Here is a 19645-nt window from a genome sequence, read left to right as displayed (position 1 = left end):
GAAGTAGTCGGTCCCGGAGAGGAGTTTCAAGTGTCTGGAACCAGTGCGGGTGATCTGTTTGCGCGCTATTGCTTGCCTGGGAACAGATATAAGAAACTCCTCTCCGGGAGCTTCATAAGGGCTGGTCGTGAGCAGGCCCTTGAGTTTGGTGCGGCCATGATGGGCGATGGCCGACAGGCGTCGGCGAGCGAACTGGAGCAGCTCCTGGGCGGCGATTGGCGAGAGGCTCTTACGGCGTGTTGGCTCATCGGGTTTGCGCTGAGATCTGAATTTCGAGAGGAGTTGCACGGGCTTATCAAGGAGGGAGACGCCAGGCGCACGGGAAAAGGTGTCGCCTTCGCGCTGGCTCGGTTCTGTCAACCATCTGATGCGTATGCGTTGAAGCGGTATCTGCAGCGCAGTCTGAGCGAGCTGCAAAATCGGGGAAATCAGCCGTGGTGCCTGGGTGCGCTGCTGTATATCGAGAGACGTTTGGGCATCCGGGTTTCGCAAGATCTGCTTGCGTCCGAAGGGTTGTGGGATCGATGGTCGGTGGCAGGCTTCCTTGAGACTGATGATCCTTCTTATTGGGAGAGGGAAGTGGCAGCCTGGATCGAGCTTGCTGAGAGCCTGAACTGATCACTGGCAAGCTGTACCTCCATCCACCTCTGAAGACTTCCTTCAAGGGGCGCGATGGCGACGAAGCAGGATTACGGCACAGCGTGGGAGATGAGCGTCATCGGCAGAAATTTGATGCTCGGGAATCGGGCATTGCCAAGCGCAGTGGCGCCGCACAGGCGGCAGTCACGGTCCGCAGCCTGGAGGCCGCCACCTCCCGCTCGTTGACGACGACGGCCGGGGCAGCGCAGACGAGGACGGCAGGTCCGGGCTCACCGGCATCCGCCGCCGCGTGGCGGCGGCTCCATCGCACACAAGGGCAGGGGCCGAGAACGGGCCGCTGACCGCATCGGCGAGGCTGCACCGAACCGGTCACCCAAGAAGAGCCGGACGAGAACGGTGACGCCCTGCCCGGAGACATCGACGCCGCTGAAGCTCGGCTCGCCTACGTCGCCATCACCCGTGCGCGCCACCGACTCGACATCGGCGGCCTGGGCTGAATCGAGCCGTACCTCGACGGCAACCCCGGCGGAACACATCCGCGCCAGGACCGGCCAGGTAGTGGCTAGGGTGAGGTGCTACCGGGGAAGCATCCGTGGAGAACCCACTGGCGGACGGCTGTAGAGGTCCCACAGTGACCTTCGCCCGTCTCTCCAGCCGCTCGACAGCATCGCCGGCAGCCCAGCGGTAGTCTCACTGGAGGGCCGGTGAGATCCCCACCGGTGGACAGCCGGTGGACAGACGCCTTTGGACGGTGCATCACGGGGTGGCACAGGTCAGCCTGTCGCACGTGCTCTGATTAGGCAGAACGTCACCGAACAGCACGACGGCACACCACGCAGCACGAACGCTCATGGTCTCGTAATGCGTAGGTCTCGGGTTCGAATCCCGAAGGCGGCTCCATTGGTGGACCCCAGGTCAGGCCTTTGACCTGGGGTTTCTTATTTGCGTTGACCTTGGAATTCGGGTAGATCGGACACTTGCGGTCTGTGCATCGCAATGCGTCGGTCGCGGGTTCGCTCCCTGTTGCCAGCGAGCCCGTGACAAGGCTCTGAACAGCGGTTTTGGTGCATTGAGCCCTTCGGTTGGCCATGCAGGCAAACGCCCCGGTGGACAGTCGGTGGACAAGCGTGCATGACGGCTCGTGAGAATCGCCTCGCCGCTTCTGGGGGAGGCGAGGGTTTCCGGTGCCTTGGGAAGGGTGGTCGGCGGCATAGGGCTTGTGCTGTTCCGACAGGCTGGGGGAAACCCTGGCTGCCGAGGGGCGACGTCACTGGTGAGGTTCCCGCCGCAGCGTCGCCCACGGAGGGGACCCCCGTCCGTGGGAGGATCGGCAGGTAGGCCGGAGTGCGGCGGAGGTGACGGCGTTGGTGGCGGACGAGGCGATGGCACAGCGCCTGCTGGGTTGGCTGGCGCCCGACGGTGACCCGATCGTCACACTCTCGGCTGCCGAGGTCGAACGCTTCTGCTGGTACGAGCTGCCCCGCAAGTGGGACGCGAACGCGTGTGAGCAGCGGCGGGCTGTCGCCGTCCTGGCCGACCTGCTGACCGGAGTCGGCCGAGTGCGGGCCGCTGCGGTGTGCACGAGCGCGACCACCGCCCAGGTGCTGGAGGACTGGCAGCGCTCCGAGGAGGCGGGCTTCGCGGCTTACCGCAAGGCCGCGGCCGCCTCGCTCACGACCCCGCCGGACGTACCCGACCTGAGCTGGGGGCAGGTCAAGGGCATCCAGGAAGCGCTGGCCCGGGCCAACCTCGAAGATCGACTGGAGAAGGCGCTGGACGAGGGCGAGCTCGACCCGGACGCGCGTACGTTTCCGGCCGCGCGCCGACGGTTCGTCCAGCACTGGCTCGCCACTGCGCAGCCCGTGTTCGAGGGCCGCGCCCCACTGGAGGCCATCCGCCGCGAACGGCGAGAGTTGTGGGCCGCGGCTCCCCCGACTGAGCGCCGAGCTTTGCTCGCTGCCGTCCTGCCTGCCCTGGAGTGGTCGGCCGCGGCACCGGTGGACACGGCTGAGCCGCTGCGGTGGCTGCTGGAGCAGATCGGTGACGGCGTCACCCTGACACAGGCCGGCTACCTGCCGCGGGAACTGGTGGCTGCCGCGTTCGCCCGCTACCCGCACTGGTACCCGATCGGCAAGGGGCCGCGCTCGGAGGCGGACCTGTTCCAGCTGGCCGACCTGCATGAACTCGCTCGCACCCACCGGCTGGTGACCAAGCGCCACCGTACGCTCAAGCTCTCGCCTGTCGGCCGCGCCCAGCTGACGGACCACCGGCTGCGCCAGCACACGGCCGCGCTGGCCTGGCTCGGCACCACCGCGGCTGAGCGGCAGGTGGCCGAGTCCGCCCTGGGCGCGCTGTGGGCGGAGCCCCGGCCCCGCGAGGACCTGCGCGATGCCGTACATCCGGTGCTTGCGGCGGGCTTCACCCACGGCGACGGCACCGCGATGGAGGCGAAGGACACCGAGCGGCTGCTGTGGAGGTTCTGGCACACCGGTCGCGAACTCGGCTACCTCGAACCGGAACGGTCCGTCGACGCCCTGATCTCCCTGTCCGCCACTGGCCGCTCGGCCGCCCTCGCCGCGCTCCGCCTCCTGGCCGAGGGGCCACGCGACCACATCTGAGCGCGCCTCAGCGGGCTGTCAGGCCGGCGTCGGTGAAGCGCCGCATCAGCGAGGGCTTGCCGCGGTGCTGTTCGCGCAGGTCGTGCAGGCGCCGGGCGAACTCCTCGGGGGTGCCCGCCCGGTCGTGGACCTCGCGGAGGTCCTTCAGGAGGGTGACGGCGGCGTCATAGGGGCCGGGCTGCTTCTGCTCGATCAGGTGGGCGATGTCCTGCCAGGCTTGCTGGGTGTTCTCGGCCAGGCGGTCCAGGTGGCTCTCGTGAGCCCGCTGTTCGGCTCGGCGGGCCTGGGCTCGGGCCTGCTCTTGCTGCCGGGTGTGCTCGCTGCGCACCTCGTGGGCGGCGTCGAGGAGCTCCGCGGCTGAGCGGCGCCGGGCAGCGGTGGACGGTTCGGCTGTACCACGGGACGCGGCGCGGTGGCGGGCCAGCAGAGTGGGGCCCGGTTGCGGGGCGGTGTCCAGGGCTGCGTCCAGCAGCAGGGTGTCCTTCTCGCGTGGTGGCAGGGCGCGGATCCAGGCGGCGAGCGCGTCCTTGTCGATCGCCTGGGAAGGGGCGGCACCGCTGGCGCGGGCAGCCGCGGTGAGCAGATGCGGGTCGACGTGAAGGAAGTCCGCCAAGGCCTGCTGCGGGCCGGTGAGTCGGGCAAGGCCGGCGGGTACAGGCGGCTCGACGGTGGAGGTGTACTCGTCCTCGTCGACGTCCTCCTGCAGCTCCCAGCGGGTGAGCGCGGAGAGCCAGGCCAGATAGAGGGGGCGCAGGTCGCCTGCGGCGAGTTCGGTACGCAGGGGGGTGAAGGAGGCGAGGGTGAAGGAGGTCTCGAAGTCCCACTCGCCGCCGTCCTCGGCCTCGTAGGAGAAGTCGAGCAGCAGGTGCCCTTTCCTGGTCCAGCAGGTCAAGGTGTCTTCCGCGCAGTACGGTTCGGCGCTGCGGGCGGGCAGCAGCGTGGTGGGCAGGCGCAGCAGCAGACGCCGCGAGCCCCAGTTGGCGAAGTACAGATGGGCGTCGTACATCTGCTCCATCAGTTTGCGCTCATCGCCGCGGAAGTTGCCGTAGTGGTACTCGTTGACGAAGTGCGTCGCGCTGATCCGGGCCCGGCTCGACAGCGCCCGCACCCCTTCGAGCTCGTCCTTGGTCAACGGCCGGTCGACGGCCTGGAACTCGTAGTACTGGTACTCGCTCACGGCCGTGCAGACTACCGACAGGCGCTGCGGCTCATCTCGCGGGACCTGGATGTGATCCCTTGTTCGGGGCCCATCCACGGTTACGGTCCCGGCGATGCCGTCGGTAGGCTGGTCCGCGGGTGACGGAGCGTGCCCGTTCCCATCCGTTCCACTGCTCCCCGAGCGAGGTCGCTTGAGTACCGTCACCATTCGCCCTCCCACAGATGACGGCTCGGCTCCGCGGCCCGAAGGGCTGCCTGACGCGTTCGCGGTGCTGTTGGGCCGGCTGGGTGCGGCTCCGGTGGATCCGGTCACCTCGGTGCTGGTGGATGCGGCGGTGGAGGTGTGGCGCAGGCCTGGTTTCGACTCCTTCCTGTCGCTGCCGCAGCTGTCCTTCGCGCCGTTCGGGTACCAGATGCAGACCGCTCAGACGGTGCTGCGGCGGATGCGCGGCCGGGCGATCCTCGCGGACGAGGTGGGGCTGGGTAAGACCATCGAGGCGGGTCTGGTTCTGTCCGAGCTGCGGATGCGCGGGTTGGCGGATCGGACGCTGGTGCTCACCCCGGCCGGGCTGGTGGAGCAGTGGCGCGAGGAACTGGAGCGCAAGTTCGGCCTGCCGACGGTGATCGCCCGGGGCCAGGGCTGGGAGGAGGCGGACGCGGAGCGGCCGGTGGTGCTCGCCTCGATCGCCGCCGCGCGCCGGGAGCCGCTCAAGTCCCGGCTGACCGAGGGGCACTGGGATGTGGTGGTGGCTGACGAGGCGCACCGGTTGCGCAATCCGCGCAGCGCCTCGGGGAAGCTCGCCCGGGCCTTGCGTGCCCGCTATCTGCTGCTGCTCACCGCGACTCCGGTGGAGAACCGGTTGCAGGACCTGTACGAGCTCGTGAGCCTGGTCGCGCCCGGATTGCTGGGTACCCCTGCGCAGTTCCGCCAGCGGCACGTCGGAGCCGGGACGGATCCTTCGGCGCCACGCAACCTGGACCAGCTGCGGGCCCGTACCCGTGAGGTGATGGTCCGGCACCGGCGCAGCGAGGTCGAGGTGCTGCTGCCGCAGCGGCTGGCCGAGACGGTGCTGGTGACGCCCTCGCAGGAGGAGGCGGAGCTGTATGCGGGGATCGCGGCCAGGATCAGGGCGGAGGCCAAGGGCGCGTCCTCGGCCCGGCTGCTGACCCTGCGGGGTCTGACCCGGCTGGCGGGGTCGAGCCCGCAGGCTGCCGCGCCGACCCTGGCCAAGGCGGGCTGGCCGGACCTGGCGGCGCTGGCCCGGGAGATCGAGGGATCCACCAAGGCGGAGCTGCTGCTGGAGCGGCTGCGCCGGCACAACGGACAGGGGGAGAAGGTGTTGGTGTTCACCGCCTTCCGGCAGACCCTGAACGCGCTCGCCGCGCGGCTGGAGCGCGAGGGCATCCAGGCGGCGGTCTACCACGGCAGCCTCTCGCGCCGGGACAAGGAAGCGGCGGTGGCGGCCTTCCGCGATTCTGCGCCGGTGCTGCTGTCCACCGAGTCCGCCGGAGAGGGCCGCAATCTGCAGTTCTGCCATGTGATGGCCAACGTGGACCTGCCGTGGAACCCCATGCAGATCGAGCAGCGTCTGGGCCGACTGCACCGGGTGGGGCAGGAGCACGACGTGGTGCTGACCAATCTGGTCGCCCGGGGCACCATCGAGCAGCGGATCCTGCACGTCCTCGAATCCAAGATCAATCTGTTTGAGCTGGTCGTCGGCGAGCTCGACATGATCCTGGGGCGGGTGGACGAGGACTTCGACTTCGAGGCCTCCGTCTTCGACGCCTTCGCCACCGCGGGGGACGACGCGGAGTTCGAGGAACGCCTGGAGCGGCTGGGCGAGCGGCTGGTGAGTGCCCGCACGGACTACCTGGACAGCCGCGGCGCGGTCGACGCATTGGTCGGCGGCGATGACGAGCGGGAGGCGGGCCGGTGATCCGCAAGGAGGCCGGGCTGGCCTTCTGGCTGGACTGGGTCGAGCACCGCGGCGGGCTGTGCGAGGACGCCGGGGACACCGCCCTGGCACTCCTGCCCACGGCCCTGGCGAGCGAGCTGGAGCTGTCCGAGGAGACCGCGGTCACCGCCGACCCCGATGTCGCCCGCGAAGACGGCGTCCTGCTGCTGGTGACCGGACACCCGGTGGTCGCCAAGGCCGCCGAGAGCGTTCTGGCCGCGGGCGACACCGGCACCCTCACCCTGGCCGCGCCGCGCTCCGTGCCGCCCGATGCCGCCACCTTGCTGTCCAAGGCCCGAGAGCATCTCCCGGTCGACCACGGCCGCCTGGATCCGCGCGCCGACGCCACGCCCGAGCGGGCCCTGCGGCCGGTGCTGCGCGTAGGCGCCCTGGTGGGCTACGAGCTCTCCGCGGAGGACCACTTCCAGGAGCAGGCCGAGGTGTTCGTCGACGTACCCAGCCGCCTGCGGGTGCCGGCGGGGGTCAGCGAGCGCCTCGCCCGCACCGGGCACGACCCCCGTGCCCAGGCCGCGCTGCCGGCCGGGCTCGCCGTCGCCGTGGACTACGCCTCCACCAGCCGGCCGGACCTGTCCGCGGCCCTCGCCGAGGCCCACCGGATGCTGGAGGCCGCCGCCGTGCTGCGCCGTGATGGGCTGGCCGGGCAGATCGGCGACGCGTACGCCAAGGAGCGCGCCCGCGCCGAGGAGTACTACGCCGCCGCCGTGGACTCCTTGGAGCGCCGTGCCGCCACCGCGCCCGAGGACCGTGCGGCGTTGCTGCGCGCCCGTATCGAGAGCACCCGCGAGGAGCGCGCCCGCCGCCTGGCCGAGATCGCCGAAAAATACCGTGCCCGCCACACGCTCACTCCCTACCGGTTGCACCTGCTGAGAGTCCCGGTACTGCGCCTCGCGCTGGACGTCCGCAGGGGCGAGCGGCGCTACCCGCTGGACCTGGACTGGCTGCTGCCCGCCGGAGAGTTCGCCCCACTGCGCTGCCCGGCCTGCGCCCACAGCGGTGCCCAGCTGGTCGCGGCCAAGACCCACCTGGGCTGCGCCCGATGCCTGGCCCCCAAGCGCCCCACCCCGCCTCCGTCCCCGGAGTCCGTACCGCCGCCCCGCGACGGCGCCGCCGCGCACGCTGCCGCATCCGCGGAAGGCGCGGTGGCACCAATGCGTGCGGGCGCCACCGCCGCTGTGGGGCCGTCGGCCGCACGGAACGCCGAGGCCGCAGGCGGAGCCGCGCCGCGGAGCGGGGGTCGAGCGAAGGCCGGGCGCATCGCCGAGGCGTCCGGCACACGCGCCGCATCCTCCCGCCCCGGCTCCCGCCCCGCCACACCCGGCCATGCCCCGTCCCCGCCGCAGCGCCGATCTGTCGATCCCCAGACCCTCCACAAGCGCGCCTTCACCTTCTGGGAGCACGCCGCAGGCGGTGACCGCCGCAAGCTGGAGCGGCTGTGCGCCCCGGACTCGCCCGCCGCCGCCCTGCTGCGGCTGTACGGCGCGGCCGGGCCGCTCTACGGGATCGGCGTCGCCCCCCAGGAGCGGGTGGAGTCCTGCAGCGCCGTGGTCTTCCCCGCCGAGGGACGACGCGGCTGGGACGGTGCCGGAGGCGAGGTCCGCACCGACCGGGGACACCATGACTACCTGCTGCGCTGGTCTCTTGGGCCCGACCGGCTGATCGCCGAGGTCCTGCCCCATCAGAGCCCCTACGCGATGAACGCCAGCACCATGATGGCGCGCTACCGCACAGGTGGTACCGAGCCGGGCACCCGCCTCCCGCGCACCGGTGCCGAGCTGGACCCGGTCGCCCGCCTGCTGTGGCAGCGCACCCCTGCCCGGCACGGGGTGCACCTGGCCGCGCGGGCCCTGGCCTCCTGGTGGCGGCTGACCGACTCGCGGGTATTGCGGGAGCGTTACCCGGCAGCGATTCTCGCTGCCGCCGCCGAGCGGTCTGCCTGCTACTGGAGTGGCGTCGGCGGGGGCGGTTACGGCGACGCGGCACGGCTGTGGCAGGTCCCCGAAGCCGACCTGCGCAAGGCTGGCACGCACCTGCAGCGCCTGTTGAAACTGACCCAGGACCAGCCGTGGTAACCGCGCACCGCGCCCCGCCCGAGCGGTCGGGCCGTCCCAACCCGGAACGCACTGACGAAGACTGCGGGTGCCGATACATCATCCATCAGGTCACGGCCTTGATCGGCCATCTCTTATGCGCCTGCCGGCCACCCTGTTGTCTTCACCTGCGCAGGCCGCGAACGGCATCATGATCGGTCGTGCCGCTGCGCCTGGCCTTGCCCTTGCCGGAAACCTCACCCGTCCAAGCGGCAGGCCGCAGTGAACGATCGTTCCTCCTGCGCGGCTGCGGTGAGCGAGTTGTGCCGGGCTGCCAGTGGCCAGACTGCAGCAGCAGCGCATGCGCCCCGGGCCCTGCCTGCATGCCTGGGACTCCGGCGTCCGTGAGTCCCCGCTCTTGCTTCAGGCTTTGACGAAGCAGCGGACCATCTCGTCCAGTCCGGTGGCGCCCTCAGCCCCAGGCGAGTTGCCCGGTGGGCGTCTGGCCGCGTGGGGTCGGGACGGCGGGCATCGCGTCGGTGATGCGGTGGGTCAGGGTTGTGTTGCGGCGCTGTGTGTGGTTGTTGGCGACGGCTCGTTCGACGGCCTCGCTCTGGCCGATGAGCATGATGCCCTGACGGGCGCGGGTGACGGCGGTGTAGAGGAGGTTGCGCTGGAGCAGCATCATTCCGGCTGCGTTGATCATGGGGACGATGACGTACGGGTATTCGCTGCCCTGGGAGCGGTGGACGGTCAAGGCGTAGGCGTGGACCAGTTCGTCCAGGTCGGTGAAGGGATAGGTGGCCGTCTCTCCGTCGGTGAAGGTGACGGTGAGCTGGTGGGCCTCGGCGTCGAGGGCGGTGATGGCGCCGCTGCTGCCGTTGAAGACGCCCACCTCGCCCCGGTGAGGGTTGTTGCGGATCTGCTGGACGCGGTCGCCGAGCCGGAAGGCCGTCCCGCCGTGGTAGTGCTGGGGCTTGTCGGGCGCGGGTGGGTTGAGGCGCTGTTGGAGGCGCAGGTTGAGGTCGGTCATGCCGGCGATGTTCTTCTTGCCCGGGCACAGGACCTGGATGTCCTCCGGGCGGGTATTGAAGTGCGTGGGCATGAGCTCGCAGACCAGGTCCACCACGCGCTGGGCGATGTCCTCGGCGACGGGGACGGGCCGGTTCCAGAACGCCTTGGGGTCGTCGTGCGGGAGTTCGCCGTGCAGGATGCGGTGGGCGTTCGTCACGATCGCGGCGCTGTCGTCGTGCTGGCGGAAGACCTTGGTGAGCCGGGTGCGCGGGATGTCCTCGACATCGAGCAGGTCCCGCAGGACGCGGCCGGGGCCGACGCTCGGCAGCTGGTCGATGTCGCCCACCAAGAGGAGGTGGCAGCCGTCGCGGACGGCGGCGAACAGCTTGCGGGCCAGCGCGAGGTCGAGCATGGATGCCTCGTCGACGACCACTACGTCCGCGGTCTCCAGTACGCCGGCGTGGTCGAAGAGGGAGTCGCCGTCGGGCGGGCGGATCAGGCGGTGCACGGTCATCGCCGTCTGTCCGCAGGTCTCTTCCAGCCGCTTGGCGGCCTTCCCGGTCGGTGCGGCGAGTGCGACGACGGCGCCGGCTTCGTCGGCGACCTCCACCAGGGTGCGCAGGGTGTGCGTCTTGCCGCAGCCCGGACCGCCCGTCAGGACGGACAGGGGCCGGGTCAGCGCGGTGTGGATCGCCTGGTGCTGCTCGTCGGTCAGCCCGGCCGTCTCCCCCGTGGTGAGTGCGGTCAACCGCTCGCTCCACGGGGCGAGTTCGGCCAGCGCGGGCGAGGAGCCGAGCAGGCGCCGTACGTGCCGGGCAAGCTGGGTCTCGTCGCGGTGCCAGCGTGCGAGCTGGGCGATTTCGGTGTCAGCCGCTGCGTCGGTGCCGTCCATCACGGGCAGCGGGAGTGTCTCGGTGACCAGTTCGCCCTGCCCGCGCAGCATCTCCAGAGCGTGGCGCAGGACCGCGTTGTCGAGGATCTCTGCGGTGGCCGGGTCGTCGTCGGACAGCAGATGGCGGGTGCGGGTGAGCAGCACGCGTACGGGTAGGTGGCAGTGGCCCTGGATGCCGGCCTGGTCGAGTTCGTGGAGCAGCGCGGCCTGGAGACGTTCGTCGCTGTGCTTGGGTACACCCACGGCGAGCGCGATCCTGTCGGCGTTGTGGAATCCGACACCGTGTACGTCCCGGCACAGCCGGTAGGGGGTGTGGCGCACGATGTCGATCGGATCGTCATCGGTGTCGGCGTAGGCGGTGTAGATCTTCACCGCGAGGCCTGGGGTGATGCCCAGGTTCTGCAGGAACAGCATGATCTCGGCGATGGCCTTCTGCTCCTGCCAGGCAGCCGTGATCCGCCCGAGCCGGACTTCGCCGATGTTGTGCACGTCCAGCAGCCGCTTCGGCTCGGCGTCGATGACCTTCAGCGTCCGCGCGCCGAAGGTGTCCACGATCGCGGAGGCGAGGACCGGTCCGATGCCGCGGATCATCCCGGACGCGAGATAGAGGCGAATCGCCCGTTCGTCCGCGGGCACGGTCCGTTCGCACCGCCCGACCGTGAACTGTCTGCCGTGGCGAGGGTGCTGGGTCCACGTGCCGTGCAGGCGCAGGCTCTCCCCCGGCCGCACGCCGAAGAGTGCCTTGCCGAGCGCGGTGACGGTCTCCTCTTCGCCGGTCGTGGCGGTCAGCCGGAGCACTGTGCGCTCGTCGTAGCTGATGTGCAGGAGGTGATCGACGACGCCCTCGACCACATCGTGGGTCTCCAGGGACACTTGATGTGCCACGTGCTCCGTCTCCAAAGATGCGTACAGCGTCGGACCAGGCCGGGTTGTGGTGCAGCAAGGTCAGCATGAACCTTGAGACGGCGATCTGTCGCACGACTCAAGGACTCTGCTCACCGGAACGAGCGACAGGACTGTCCAAGAAGCCCGGGACCGCGTAAGGCGGACGGCCGGTTCGCGGGCGCCGGGTGAGATCGGCACCGGCACGGAGCCAGGCGGCGGGACACCGGCCGCCTCGGGTGAGCGGCAGCTGGCCGTCCTCGCCGAGACGCTCCCCGTGCTCCGTAAAGCCCTGCTCGCCCGGGGCTACCCACTGGCCTGACCCGGACGGATCCGCTCCGGCTCAGCCTCCTGCAGGCCCTGATCGACGGCGCCCCCTGAATAGATGGCTGTGGGCGTTCGGGGCCGAGGCTGGGCATACTGGGCGCATGGAGACACGGGTGCGGTATGCGGAGATCCGGCCGTACACGGTTCCGGAGACCCTGGATGAGCTGGCCGGTCCGACGGACGGGGTCGTGGTTTTGCCGACCGCGTTGGACTGGACACCGAAGACTGCCTACGACCTGTCGGACGACGTTGACCTGCGGATGCTCTATGAGACGGTCATCCGCGAGGCCATGCATGTGGAGGAGCTGCGGCAGTTCCTCGACCCCGTGCTTCTCTCAGCCGTGTGGCAGAGGCTGTGGCTTCCGCCGCGGGTGCGGCTGATGTGGGAGGGGCGCTTCCCGGAGCTGGCCCGCAGGGCTGCGTAGTATTCGTCGGCATGGATCCGTTTCACTCCAGGCTCGCCCGTATCGGTCTTGGAGCCGCCGCGAGTTACGGCTTTGTCCTGGCCGGCGGGTACGCGGTGCAGGTGCACACGGGTTCCTGGAGCGGCTCTCGGACGACGTCGACCTATTCACGGACAACGCTGACCCGATTGCTTTCTCCGAGGCAGTCGATGAGGTGGCTGCGGCGTACCGGGCGGCAGACCTGACCGTTGAGGTGGAGAAGTCCGGTGGGGTGTTCGCCCGGTTCGCGGTTGCTGACGAACAGGGACACACGGCGAAGGTAGAGCTCGGGTGCGACTGGCGGGCTCGGCCGCCTGCTGTTCTGGAGATCGGTCCTGTACTGCACCCCGACGACGCGGTGGCCAACAAGGTGACCACGCTGTTCGGACGGGCCGCGCCACGTGATTACCTCGACGTGAATGCCGCGCTCGCTTCCGGGCAGTACTCGGGTGATCGGCTGCTGGAGTTGGCGTCGGAGCACGATGCTGGGTTCGATCCGCGCTATTTCGCCCAGGCGCTGCGGGCGGTCGACCGTTGGCCGGACCGGGAGTACGAGGCCTACGGCGTCGATGGTGGCCAGGTGGAGGCCATGCGTCGACGGCTGCGTGCCTGGGCTGCCGAGATCCTCGATGAACGGATCGACGAGAGATGACCCAGCCGACCCCGGCGCCAACGGGTGCGGGCTCTTCCACCGGTTGTCGGCGCTTCGGCGCACGAGCAGGAGCAATGCGGACACGGCGGTCGGCGAGTATTCCGAATTTGAGGCTGGGGGCCAGGTAGCAGCTACGGTGAGGTGGTACGTGGGGCTGCGCGCAGCCCGCACCCACAGAGGGGCGCTTGTAGAGGTCCCACAGTGACTTCCGCTCGGCCCACCGACCGCTCGACAGCAGCGCTGATCGCCGGGCGGCAGTCTCACTGGCGGGCCGGTGAGGACTCCACCGGTGGACAGCCGGTGGACAGACGCCTTTGGACGGTGCATCACGGGGTGGCACGGGCCAACCTGTTGCACCTGCTCTGATCAGGAAAAACGTCACTAGGCGGCACGACAAGGTACGACGCAACATGATCGCTCATGGTCTCGTAATGCGTAGGTCTCGGGTTCGAATCCCGAAGGCGGCTCTATGGTGAACCCCAGGTCGGGCCTTTGACCTGGGGTTCTTTGTTTCGGGTGACCTTGGAGTATCGGCAAATCGGGCACTGTTGGTCTGTGCATCGCAATGCGTAGGTAAGAGGTTTGGTTCCTGTGACGAGATTGACGATCTAACGCTCTGACCTGCTATTTTCCCTTGTTGTATGGGATGGATCACGCTTGCGGGAAGGGCCCCCGGTGGACAACCGGTGGACAACCGGTGGACAACCGGTGGACAGCCGTGCGTGACCCTCCATCAGGGGGACCGTTGCTGGCCCCTGGGGGATGGGTGAAATCCACCGGTCTCCGATGGGACGACAGGCGTCGTCGGGACTGTCCGGTCCCGACAGATCCCACGCCGGTGCTCTCGACGCCCCGGATCCCACGGCGCGCGGCTCGTCATCGTGCCGGGTGACGAGCGGCAAACGGACATGAGCCCGGCATACTGCAGCCCCCGGCTCTCCTTGTCGAACAGGAGGTCGTCGTCCGACCACAACCAATGGGGTGGCGGGCAGCGGTGTGTCCGTCGCCTGGACGCTCAGGTCTTCAGGAGTGGGTTCACGTGCGCGTACCCTCACCGGAGCCGGACGGCGTCGTGCCGCGTGGTGCCCGCGTCGTTGCCATGGACGGGGCAGGCCGGTGGTTCACGGCTTCCGTCTGGGCGGCCGGTCGGCGTAGTCCTCGACCAGTTCGGCGATGAGCGAGAGCAGGGCGTCGACGCGGTGCCGGTCCTCGCGCTGGTCGCGCAGGGTCTGGTGTATCGCCCGGAGCCGGTCCAGGGCGGCCGGAACCCGGTCCCGCACCTCGTCGAGCAGCGGCGTGGTGATCAGGTCGAGGCATTCGGTGAACAGGAGCCGGGTGGCCGGCGCTGGGGGACCCGGGTCGGGGGCGGCGAAGCCGGTGGTCAGGTACCGCGCGGGGTCGGTGAGGCTCCAGCCGACGACGGTGCCGTGCTGGATGAGGAGTGCCACGTCGGGGGCGATGCCGATACGGGCCTCGAGCGGCTCGTCCAGGACGTCGAGGTCGCGCAGGCAGGTGAGCACGGTGTCTCCGGGGGCGCGGCACAGCTCAGTGGTCACCTCCAGGCGGAAGTCCTGGGCTTCGTCCGCGCGAAGGCCGCTCGGGTGGACGGGTGGTGTAGCGGGAAGGCGGGCGGAGTCCTCGGCGTCGGCGGCCTCACCGGCGATGTGGAACTCGGCGCCGACCAGTTCCCGGCTCGCCTGATCGAACCGGAGCTCGTCAGGCGTGTCCCACAGCCACGGCTGACTGCCGAAGGTGTCCAGGAGGAACCGCCCGCGTTCCTCGACGTTTGCGTACGTCGCGATGCGCACACGGAATTCCCGAAAATCCAGAGCCGGGTTGATGTGCAGCGGATCGCCCGTCACCGTCGCCGTCCAGTTGTCGTCGATGGTGATTCTCATGGTGAATGCCACCTCATCTGACTTGCACTCCGGGAGCCATGTAGCCGTTCTTGGCTGGAATCCTGCCTTCCACCACGTCCGCGTGGGTAATCGGCGCACCGGGATCGGTGGGCAAGCCGCCCAGTGCCTCTGCCCCGGAAGGACCCTTGATGCCGGACGAACCGTATGCCGTGATGACGTTGCCTGCCCCGGTACGGTCAGCCCGGACCACCACGATGTCCTCGCCCTGACGGAAAATCAGGTTTCCGCTGCCAGCTGTCGAGTGGTACACGGCGTCCGGTTTCTTGAGGATCTCCGTGACCATTTCCTCGGTGAAGCCATGGTCGTGCGCGTGGTAGTTGCCGGCCTTCTTGAATTTGCCTTCCTGCGCCCTCTCGATGACATCGTCCATCGCCTTGAGGGCGTCCTCCCTGGCCTTCTGTGCCTTCTCCTCCTTCGTGTACTTGGGCATGAGGCCCAGCGGGTCGCACGCGCTGTGCGGGTTGTCCACGTACGCGACGGGGTTCGGGGCGGGAGCGAGGCCGAGGGGGTCGGGGGAGGTGTAGCGGCCGGTCTCGGGGTCGTAGTGGCGGAAGTAGTTGTAGTGGAGGCCCGTCTCGGGGTCGTAGTACTGGCCGGGGAAGCGCAGTGGGGTGTAGGCGCTGCTGTCCCGGGCCCAGGCGGTGGTGCCCCAGAGCGTGCTCCGGGAGCGCCACGCGATATCGCCGGACTCGTCGATGAGTTCGGCGGGGGCGCCGATGAGGTCGGTGGCGATGGCGAAGAACCGGCGGTCGATCTCCTCCTGGCGGTCGTCGGCCGTGAGGATGCGTTCGGTCTGGGCCAGGGGCACGTCGGCGCGGTGGTCCCAGGTGAGGGCGACCGTGTGCGGGAGATCCGGCTGGTGGCTGGTCTGTTCGCACAGGGTGAGGCCGTCCCAGGTGAAGCGGATCTCCTCGACCACGCTGTCGCCGTCGGCCGCCAGGCGCTGTTTCGCGGTGCGGCGGCCGAGCGGGTCGTAGCGGTACCTCCACCGGGAGCCGTCGGGGGTGGTGACCGAGGTGAGGCGGTTCTCCGTGTCCCACTCGTAGCGCCAGGTGTCGGGTTTGCGGGAGAGGCGGGTCCTCTGCCGCAGGACGACCCGGCCGAGGGCGTCGTGTTCGAAGCGGACGTCTCCGGCACGGGTGATGGTGGTGCCGGTGTAGGAGCGTGGTCCGGTGGCCTCGTGGCCCGGGTGGCGGGACGGCCAGGATGCCGAGGTCTGGTTGCCGGCGTCGTCGTAGGCGTACCGCTCCGTCCAGTTCTGGGCGTGGATGGCGGTGACACGGCCCGCCCGGTCGAGATCGAAGGCGCGTGTGCCCGACAGCCGGTCCGCGACCGAGATCAGGTGACCGTCGGCGCGGTACGAGTAGGCGCGGCTGTTCACGGCGCGGGCTCCGGCGGTGATGTGCTGCGAGGAGAGCCGTCCGGCTTCGTCCCAGGTGGAGGACACGGTGATCGCGTCGCCGAAGACGCGGGCGAGTTCCCGGCCGACGGCGTCGTGCGTGAAGTCGATGCGGTGACCGCCGGTGTCCAGGCGGTCGAGTTGTCCGTCGGCGCCGTAGACGTAGGAGGTGACATGACCGGTAGGTGTGGTGCGCTTGCTGCGGCGGCCCAGGGCGTCGTAGGAGTAGGAGACGGGACTGCCGTCCACCAGCTCGGTCTTGACCTTCCCTCGTCGGTCGTACTGATACCGGAGTTCGCTGTCCGGTCCGGCTGCCTCCAGCAGGCGCCCGGCCCTGTCGTAGACGTAGGTCGTCACGCGGCCGTCGACGTCCTTGCGCACCACCCGGCCGAGCTGGTCGCGCTCGAACGAGATGGTCCCGCCGAGCGCGTCGACGCGTGTGGCGAGCCGGCCCGCGGCGTCCACCCGGTAGGTGAGGGTACGGCCGTCGAAGTCGGTCTCGGAGACGACGTCACCGGCGGCGTCGTACTCGTAGGTCCAGGTCAGCCCTTGCGGGTTGGTGACGCGGGTGAGGCGCAGATGGGCGTCGTGCTCGAACTCGTGGCGTGTTCCGTCGGGTCGGGTGCGGGCGGTCGGCAGGTCGAAGTGGGTGTACTCGAAGCGGGAGACGCCACCGGACGTGTCGGTGTGGGTAAGGCAGTTGCCCTCGCCGTCGTAGGTCCACGACTCCGTGACCCCGTGGGGGTCCGTGCGGTGGGCGAGCTGTCCGTCGGCGTTCCATGCCAGGCGGGTGACCGCGCCCACCGGATCCGTGATGCGGACCGGGCGGCCGAGAGCGTCGCGCTCCGTGCGGGTGACGGCGCCGGCCGGGTCGGTGGCCTCCACGGGCAGCCCCGCCGCGTCGCACACCACGTGTGTCGTGGCGCCGAGGGCGTCGGTGACCGAGGTGAGCCGGCCGGCGTGGTCGTAGGCGTAACGGGTGGTGGAGCCGGCCTGGTCGGTGACCGACGTCCGGTTGCCTCGCTCGTCGTACTCATGGACCATGCGGGTGCCGTCGGGCCCGACGACCTCCACCGGCAGACCGAAGGGTCCGCGCACGGTGAGCAGTTCGCTTCCGTCGGGGCGGGTGGCGCGGACGGCGCGACCGTCCTCGTCGTAGGAGAAGGCGGTGGTCAGGCCCAGCGGGTCGGTGCGGGTCAGGAGGTTGCCGCGCCGGTCATAGGTGAACCAGGTGGTGTGGCCGAGCGGGTCGGTGACAGCCAGGAGACGGCAGCCGGGGCCGAACAGGTGGCGGGTCGCGTGCCCGTCGGCGGTGGTGAGCGTGGTGGTGTGGTGGCCCGTCTCGGGGTCGGGTTCGGTGTAGGTCAGGGCGATCTGGACGTGGCCGGCCTCGCCGCCCTCCGCCACGACACGGTCGCGGTCGTCGTAGACGTAGTCGTAGCGGCTTGCGTTGGAGTCGATCCAGGCGATGACGCGGCGGCGGTCGTCGTAGACGAAGGTGGTGGTGGCGCCGGAGGGCTTGGTTACGGCGGTGAGGTTGCCGTCCTCGTAGCCGTAGCTCATCAGGGGCAGGTCCGCGCCGGCCTCGCCCGCGCCGGCCAGGGACAGGGCGGTGACCAGGCCGTCGGCGACGGACAGCTTCACCTGGTGGCCCGCCGAGTGGACCAGGGCCAGCGGCAGGCCGCCCTCGCCGCGGTCGACGGTGATCGTGTGGCCGTTGCGTTCGGTGACGCCCGTCAGCCAGGCCTCGCCGTCGCCCCCCGGTTCGGCGCCGGACGGGGCGGTGAAGTGGAAGGTCAGGCCGCTGTCGGGGTCGGTGACCGTGTAGTCGCCGTCGGCGTCGCGGGCCAGCAGGGTGCGGGCCCTGTCCGATGCCGGCGTGGTGGGCGCGCCGGGGGCCGGGTGCGGGTACGGGATCAGGAGCCCGTCGGCGGTGACGTGGACGACGCCGATCGCGTCGATCCGCAGGCGCTCGTCGACGGTGGACGTCCACGCGGGCCCCAGGAAGCGGCCGACCGCCAAGCCGGACTCGGTGCGGCGGGTGAAGACCAGCGGCAGGATGCCGGGCAGTTCGACGTCGGTCTGGGGCAGGTACATCCGGCCCGTGGCGAGGTCCACCGGGTCGCCGCCGGCGGTGCGGTCGGCGTCCGGGGTGTTGTGGGTGCCGTCCGGGGCGTCGTCGACCAGCTTGCGCAGCCGTGCGGCATCGGCGGCCTCCTCGGCGATGCGGATGCCCTTGACCGCGGCGCCGCCTCCGCCGGTGGCCACGGTCAGTGCGAGGTCGGGGATCAGCCGGCCGAAGCCCTCGGCCGGGTCCTTCATGAAGTCGCCGATCATCTGCTTGCCAGTGCCGACCGGGTCGTTGCCGGCGACGATCAGTCCGGCGGCGAGGCTGTTGAGGGAGGTGGTGTACTCGGCCGGGTGCGTGATGTTGTACGGGTCCAGGGGGTTGATCCCGCGGACGAAGTTGAGGATGCCCGCCGTGCCCTTGATGATGCCGCCGCCGACGTGGTCGCCCATGATCTGGAATTCCTGGACACCGTCGTTCAACTGTTCGGCGTAGGAGGGCTTCTGCGGGGCCATGTCGCGGGCGGCGCGGACCGCGGTGCGTGCCGTCTCCGCTGCCGAGTTCCGCTGCTTGCGGGCCTCGGCGAGGATGTCCTGGGCCTCCTGCATCAGCTTCTTGCCGGGGTCCTCGAACGTCGCCGCGGGCCTGGGCGGGAGCGAGGCCGGGTCGCGCTTGTCGGCGGGCTGGGCGTTGTAGCGGTCGACGGCGCTGTTGAAGTCGTCGAGCTTCTTGCGGTGGGCGTCGGCGGCGTCTTCGGAGGCTTTGACACCCTCCTTCCACTTGTCGATCGCCGTCTGCGCCTGTGCCTGCGCCCAGGTGATCGTGCCGGCGAACGCGTCGAGCGCGCCGAGCGCCTTCGCGCAGGCGTCGGCGGCGGCGTACCACTTGGGCGGCTGGGTGCTCACCGCGGTGCGCAGGGCTTCGGCCGTCTCACCCTTGAGCCGGGAGGAGTCCAGGCCCTTGAGACCGTCACCGGCGTCGTCGAAGGCCGTCTGGAAGGCTCGGAGCTTGTCGGCGGTGGCGGTGACCTTGCTCGGGCTGCCGTGGATCAGCTTGGTCTTGTCCTCGGTCTGCCCGAGGTCCAGCTCGTCGACCTCGGCGCCCATGCGGTTGGCGACCGAACGGGACTGCTCGCGCACCCAGTCGGCGCCGGACTCCCAGCCGACGTCCTGCAGCCGGTCGGCGGTCCAGCTGCCGGCGTCCTCGACCCGGTTGCCGGCCCATTCGACACCGTCCTCGACGGCGTTCTCGACCGAGTCGGGCGTGATGTCGCTGAGGAAGTCGCCTATACCCACCGTCAGTTCCCCCCGGACTCGCCCTGCTGCTGCGCCTGCTGGGCGCGTTCCTCGGGCGAGGGCCCGAAGGTGTTGTCAAGCGCCTGGTTCCACTGGTCCTCGGAGACCCCCGACGCGTCGATGATGGCCTGCGACCGCCGGCCGCCCTCCCCCTCGGTGAGCACCGTGCGGCCGGTGTCCTTCCACGTCTGCTCGATGTCCTCACCCGCCTTGTCGAACGACTCCGCGCTCCAGTCCGGGTTCAGGTAGTCCGGCGTGACGATGTCACCCCAGCCTTGCTGGGCGATCTCCTCCTCCGTGGCATGCGGGCTGCCGCCCATCACGGAATTGACGCCCACCTTCAGCGTGCCCTCGACGTACTGGTCGTGCTCCCAC

General features: G+C 69.9%; 10 protein-coding genes and 1 pseudogene. 6 read left to right on the top strand and 5 right to left on the bottom strand.

Annotation, left to right across the window (positions count from 1 at the left end; all coding sequences use genetic code 11):
- The first annotated feature begins 30 nt into the window (after positions 1 to 30).
- Positions 31 to 618: a DUF6000 family protein gene (locus I8N67_RS33830; protein ID WP_200308093.1), complete on the top strand. Its 588-nt coding sequence runs from the start codon at positions 31 to 33 to the stop codon at positions 616 to 618.
- Positions 619 to 1955: 1337 nt separating this feature from the next.
- Positions 1956 to 3218 carry a hypothetical protein gene (locus I8N67_RS33825; RefSeq protein WP_200308092.1) on the top strand — a complete coding sequence of 421 codons (1263 nt, stop codon included), beginning with the start codon at positions 1956 to 1958 and terminating at the stop codon, positions 3216 to 3218.
- 7 nt (positions 3219 to 3225) lie between these two features.
- Here I8N67_RS33825 and I8N67_RS33820 read toward each other — a convergent pair whose 3' ends face one another.
- On the bottom strand, positions 3226 to 4395 hold the full coding sequence (locus tag I8N67_RS33820; protein WP_200308091.1) for a hypothetical protein: 1170 nt from the start codon (positions 4393 to 4395) through the stop codon (positions 3226 to 3228).
- A gap of 172 nt (positions 4396 to 4567) precedes the next feature.
- Between I8N67_RS33820 and I8N67_RS44025 the strand changes: the two genes are divergently transcribed.
- Positions 4568 to 6313, top strand: coding sequence for a DEAD/DEAH box helicase (locus I8N67_RS44025; protein WP_200308090.1), 1746 nt, complete (start codon positions 4568 to 4570; stop codon positions 6311 to 6313).
- Positions 6310 to 8421, top strand: coding sequence for a hypothetical protein (locus I8N67_RS33810; RefSeq protein WP_200308089.1), 2112 nt, complete (start codon positions 6310 to 6312; stop codon positions 8419 to 8421). The genes I8N67_RS44025 and I8N67_RS33810 overlap by 4 nt, the downstream gene beginning before the upstream one ends.
- 430 nt (positions 8422 to 8851) lie before the next feature.
- Here the strand turns inward: I8N67_RS33810 and recD2 are convergent, their stop codons facing one another.
- Positions 8852 to 11170 (bottom strand): SF1B family DNA helicase RecD2, encoded by a 2319-nt coding sequence (gene recD2, locus I8N67_RS33805; RefSeq protein ID WP_200308088.1) that lies wholly within the window; start codon positions 11168 to 11170, stop codon positions 8852 to 8854.
- A gap of 425 nt (positions 11171 to 11595) precedes the next feature.
- On the opposite strand from recD2, the gene I8N67_RS33800 reads away from it, so the two are divergent.
- Together I8N67_RS33800 and I8N67_RS33795 are read left to right on the top strand one after the other, a co-directional pair.
- A complete protein-coding gene (locus I8N67_RS33800; protein WP_200308087.1) occupies positions 11596 to 11919 on the top strand; it encodes a hypothetical protein in 324 nt (107 codons plus the stop codon).
- A complete protein-coding gene (locus I8N67_RS33795) occupies positions 11912 to 12589 on the top strand; it encodes a nucleotidyl transferase AbiEii/AbiGii toxin family protein (RefSeq protein ID WP_200308099.1) in 678 nt (225 codons plus the stop codon). Before I8N67_RS33800 ends, I8N67_RS33795 begins: the two co-directional genes overlap by 8 nt.
- A gap of 1121 nt (positions 12590 to 13710) precedes the next feature.
- On the opposite strand, the gene I8N67_RS33790 is transcribed toward I8N67_RS33795, so the two are convergent.
- From I8N67_RS33790 to I8N67_RS33780, 3 genes and pseudogenes are all read right to left on the bottom strand, one after another.
- Positions 13711 to 14487: a hypothetical protein gene (locus tag I8N67_RS33790; protein WP_200308086.1), complete on the bottom strand. Its 777-nt coding sequence runs from the start codon at positions 14485 to 14487 to the stop codon at positions 13711 to 13713.
- 13 nt (positions 14488 to 14500) lie between these two features.
- The gene (locus I8N67_RS33785; RefSeq protein ID WP_200308085.1) at positions 14501 to 19270 is read right to left on the bottom strand and encodes a putative T7SS-secreted protein; all 4770 of its coding nucleotides are present in this window, start codon (positions 19268 to 19270) and stop codon (positions 14501 to 14503) included.
- 2 nt (positions 19271 to 19272) lie between these two features.
- Positions 19273 to 19645 (bottom strand): annotated as a pseudogene (locus tag I8N67_RS33780) (hypothetical protein); the annotation flags it as partial.

It is taken from the genome of Streptomyces adelaidensis, assembly GCF_016598475.1.
GTDB lineage: Bacteria > Actinomycetota > Actinomycetes > Streptomycetales > Streptomycetaceae > Streptomyces > Streptomyces adelaidensis.
This window is presented reverse-complemented; position numbering and strand designations above follow the sequence as displayed.

What these genes read in the sequence shown, in the direction of transcription:
- I8N67_RS33790 (WP_200308086.1), bottom strand. Translation starts at nt 14,487, where the DNA reads ATGAGAATCACCATCGACGACAACTGGACGGCGACGGTGACGGGCGAT.
- I8N67_RS33800 (WP_200308087.1), top strand. Translation starts at nt 11,596, where the DNA reads ATGGAGACACGGGTGCGGTATGCGGAGATCCGGCCGTACACGGTTCCG.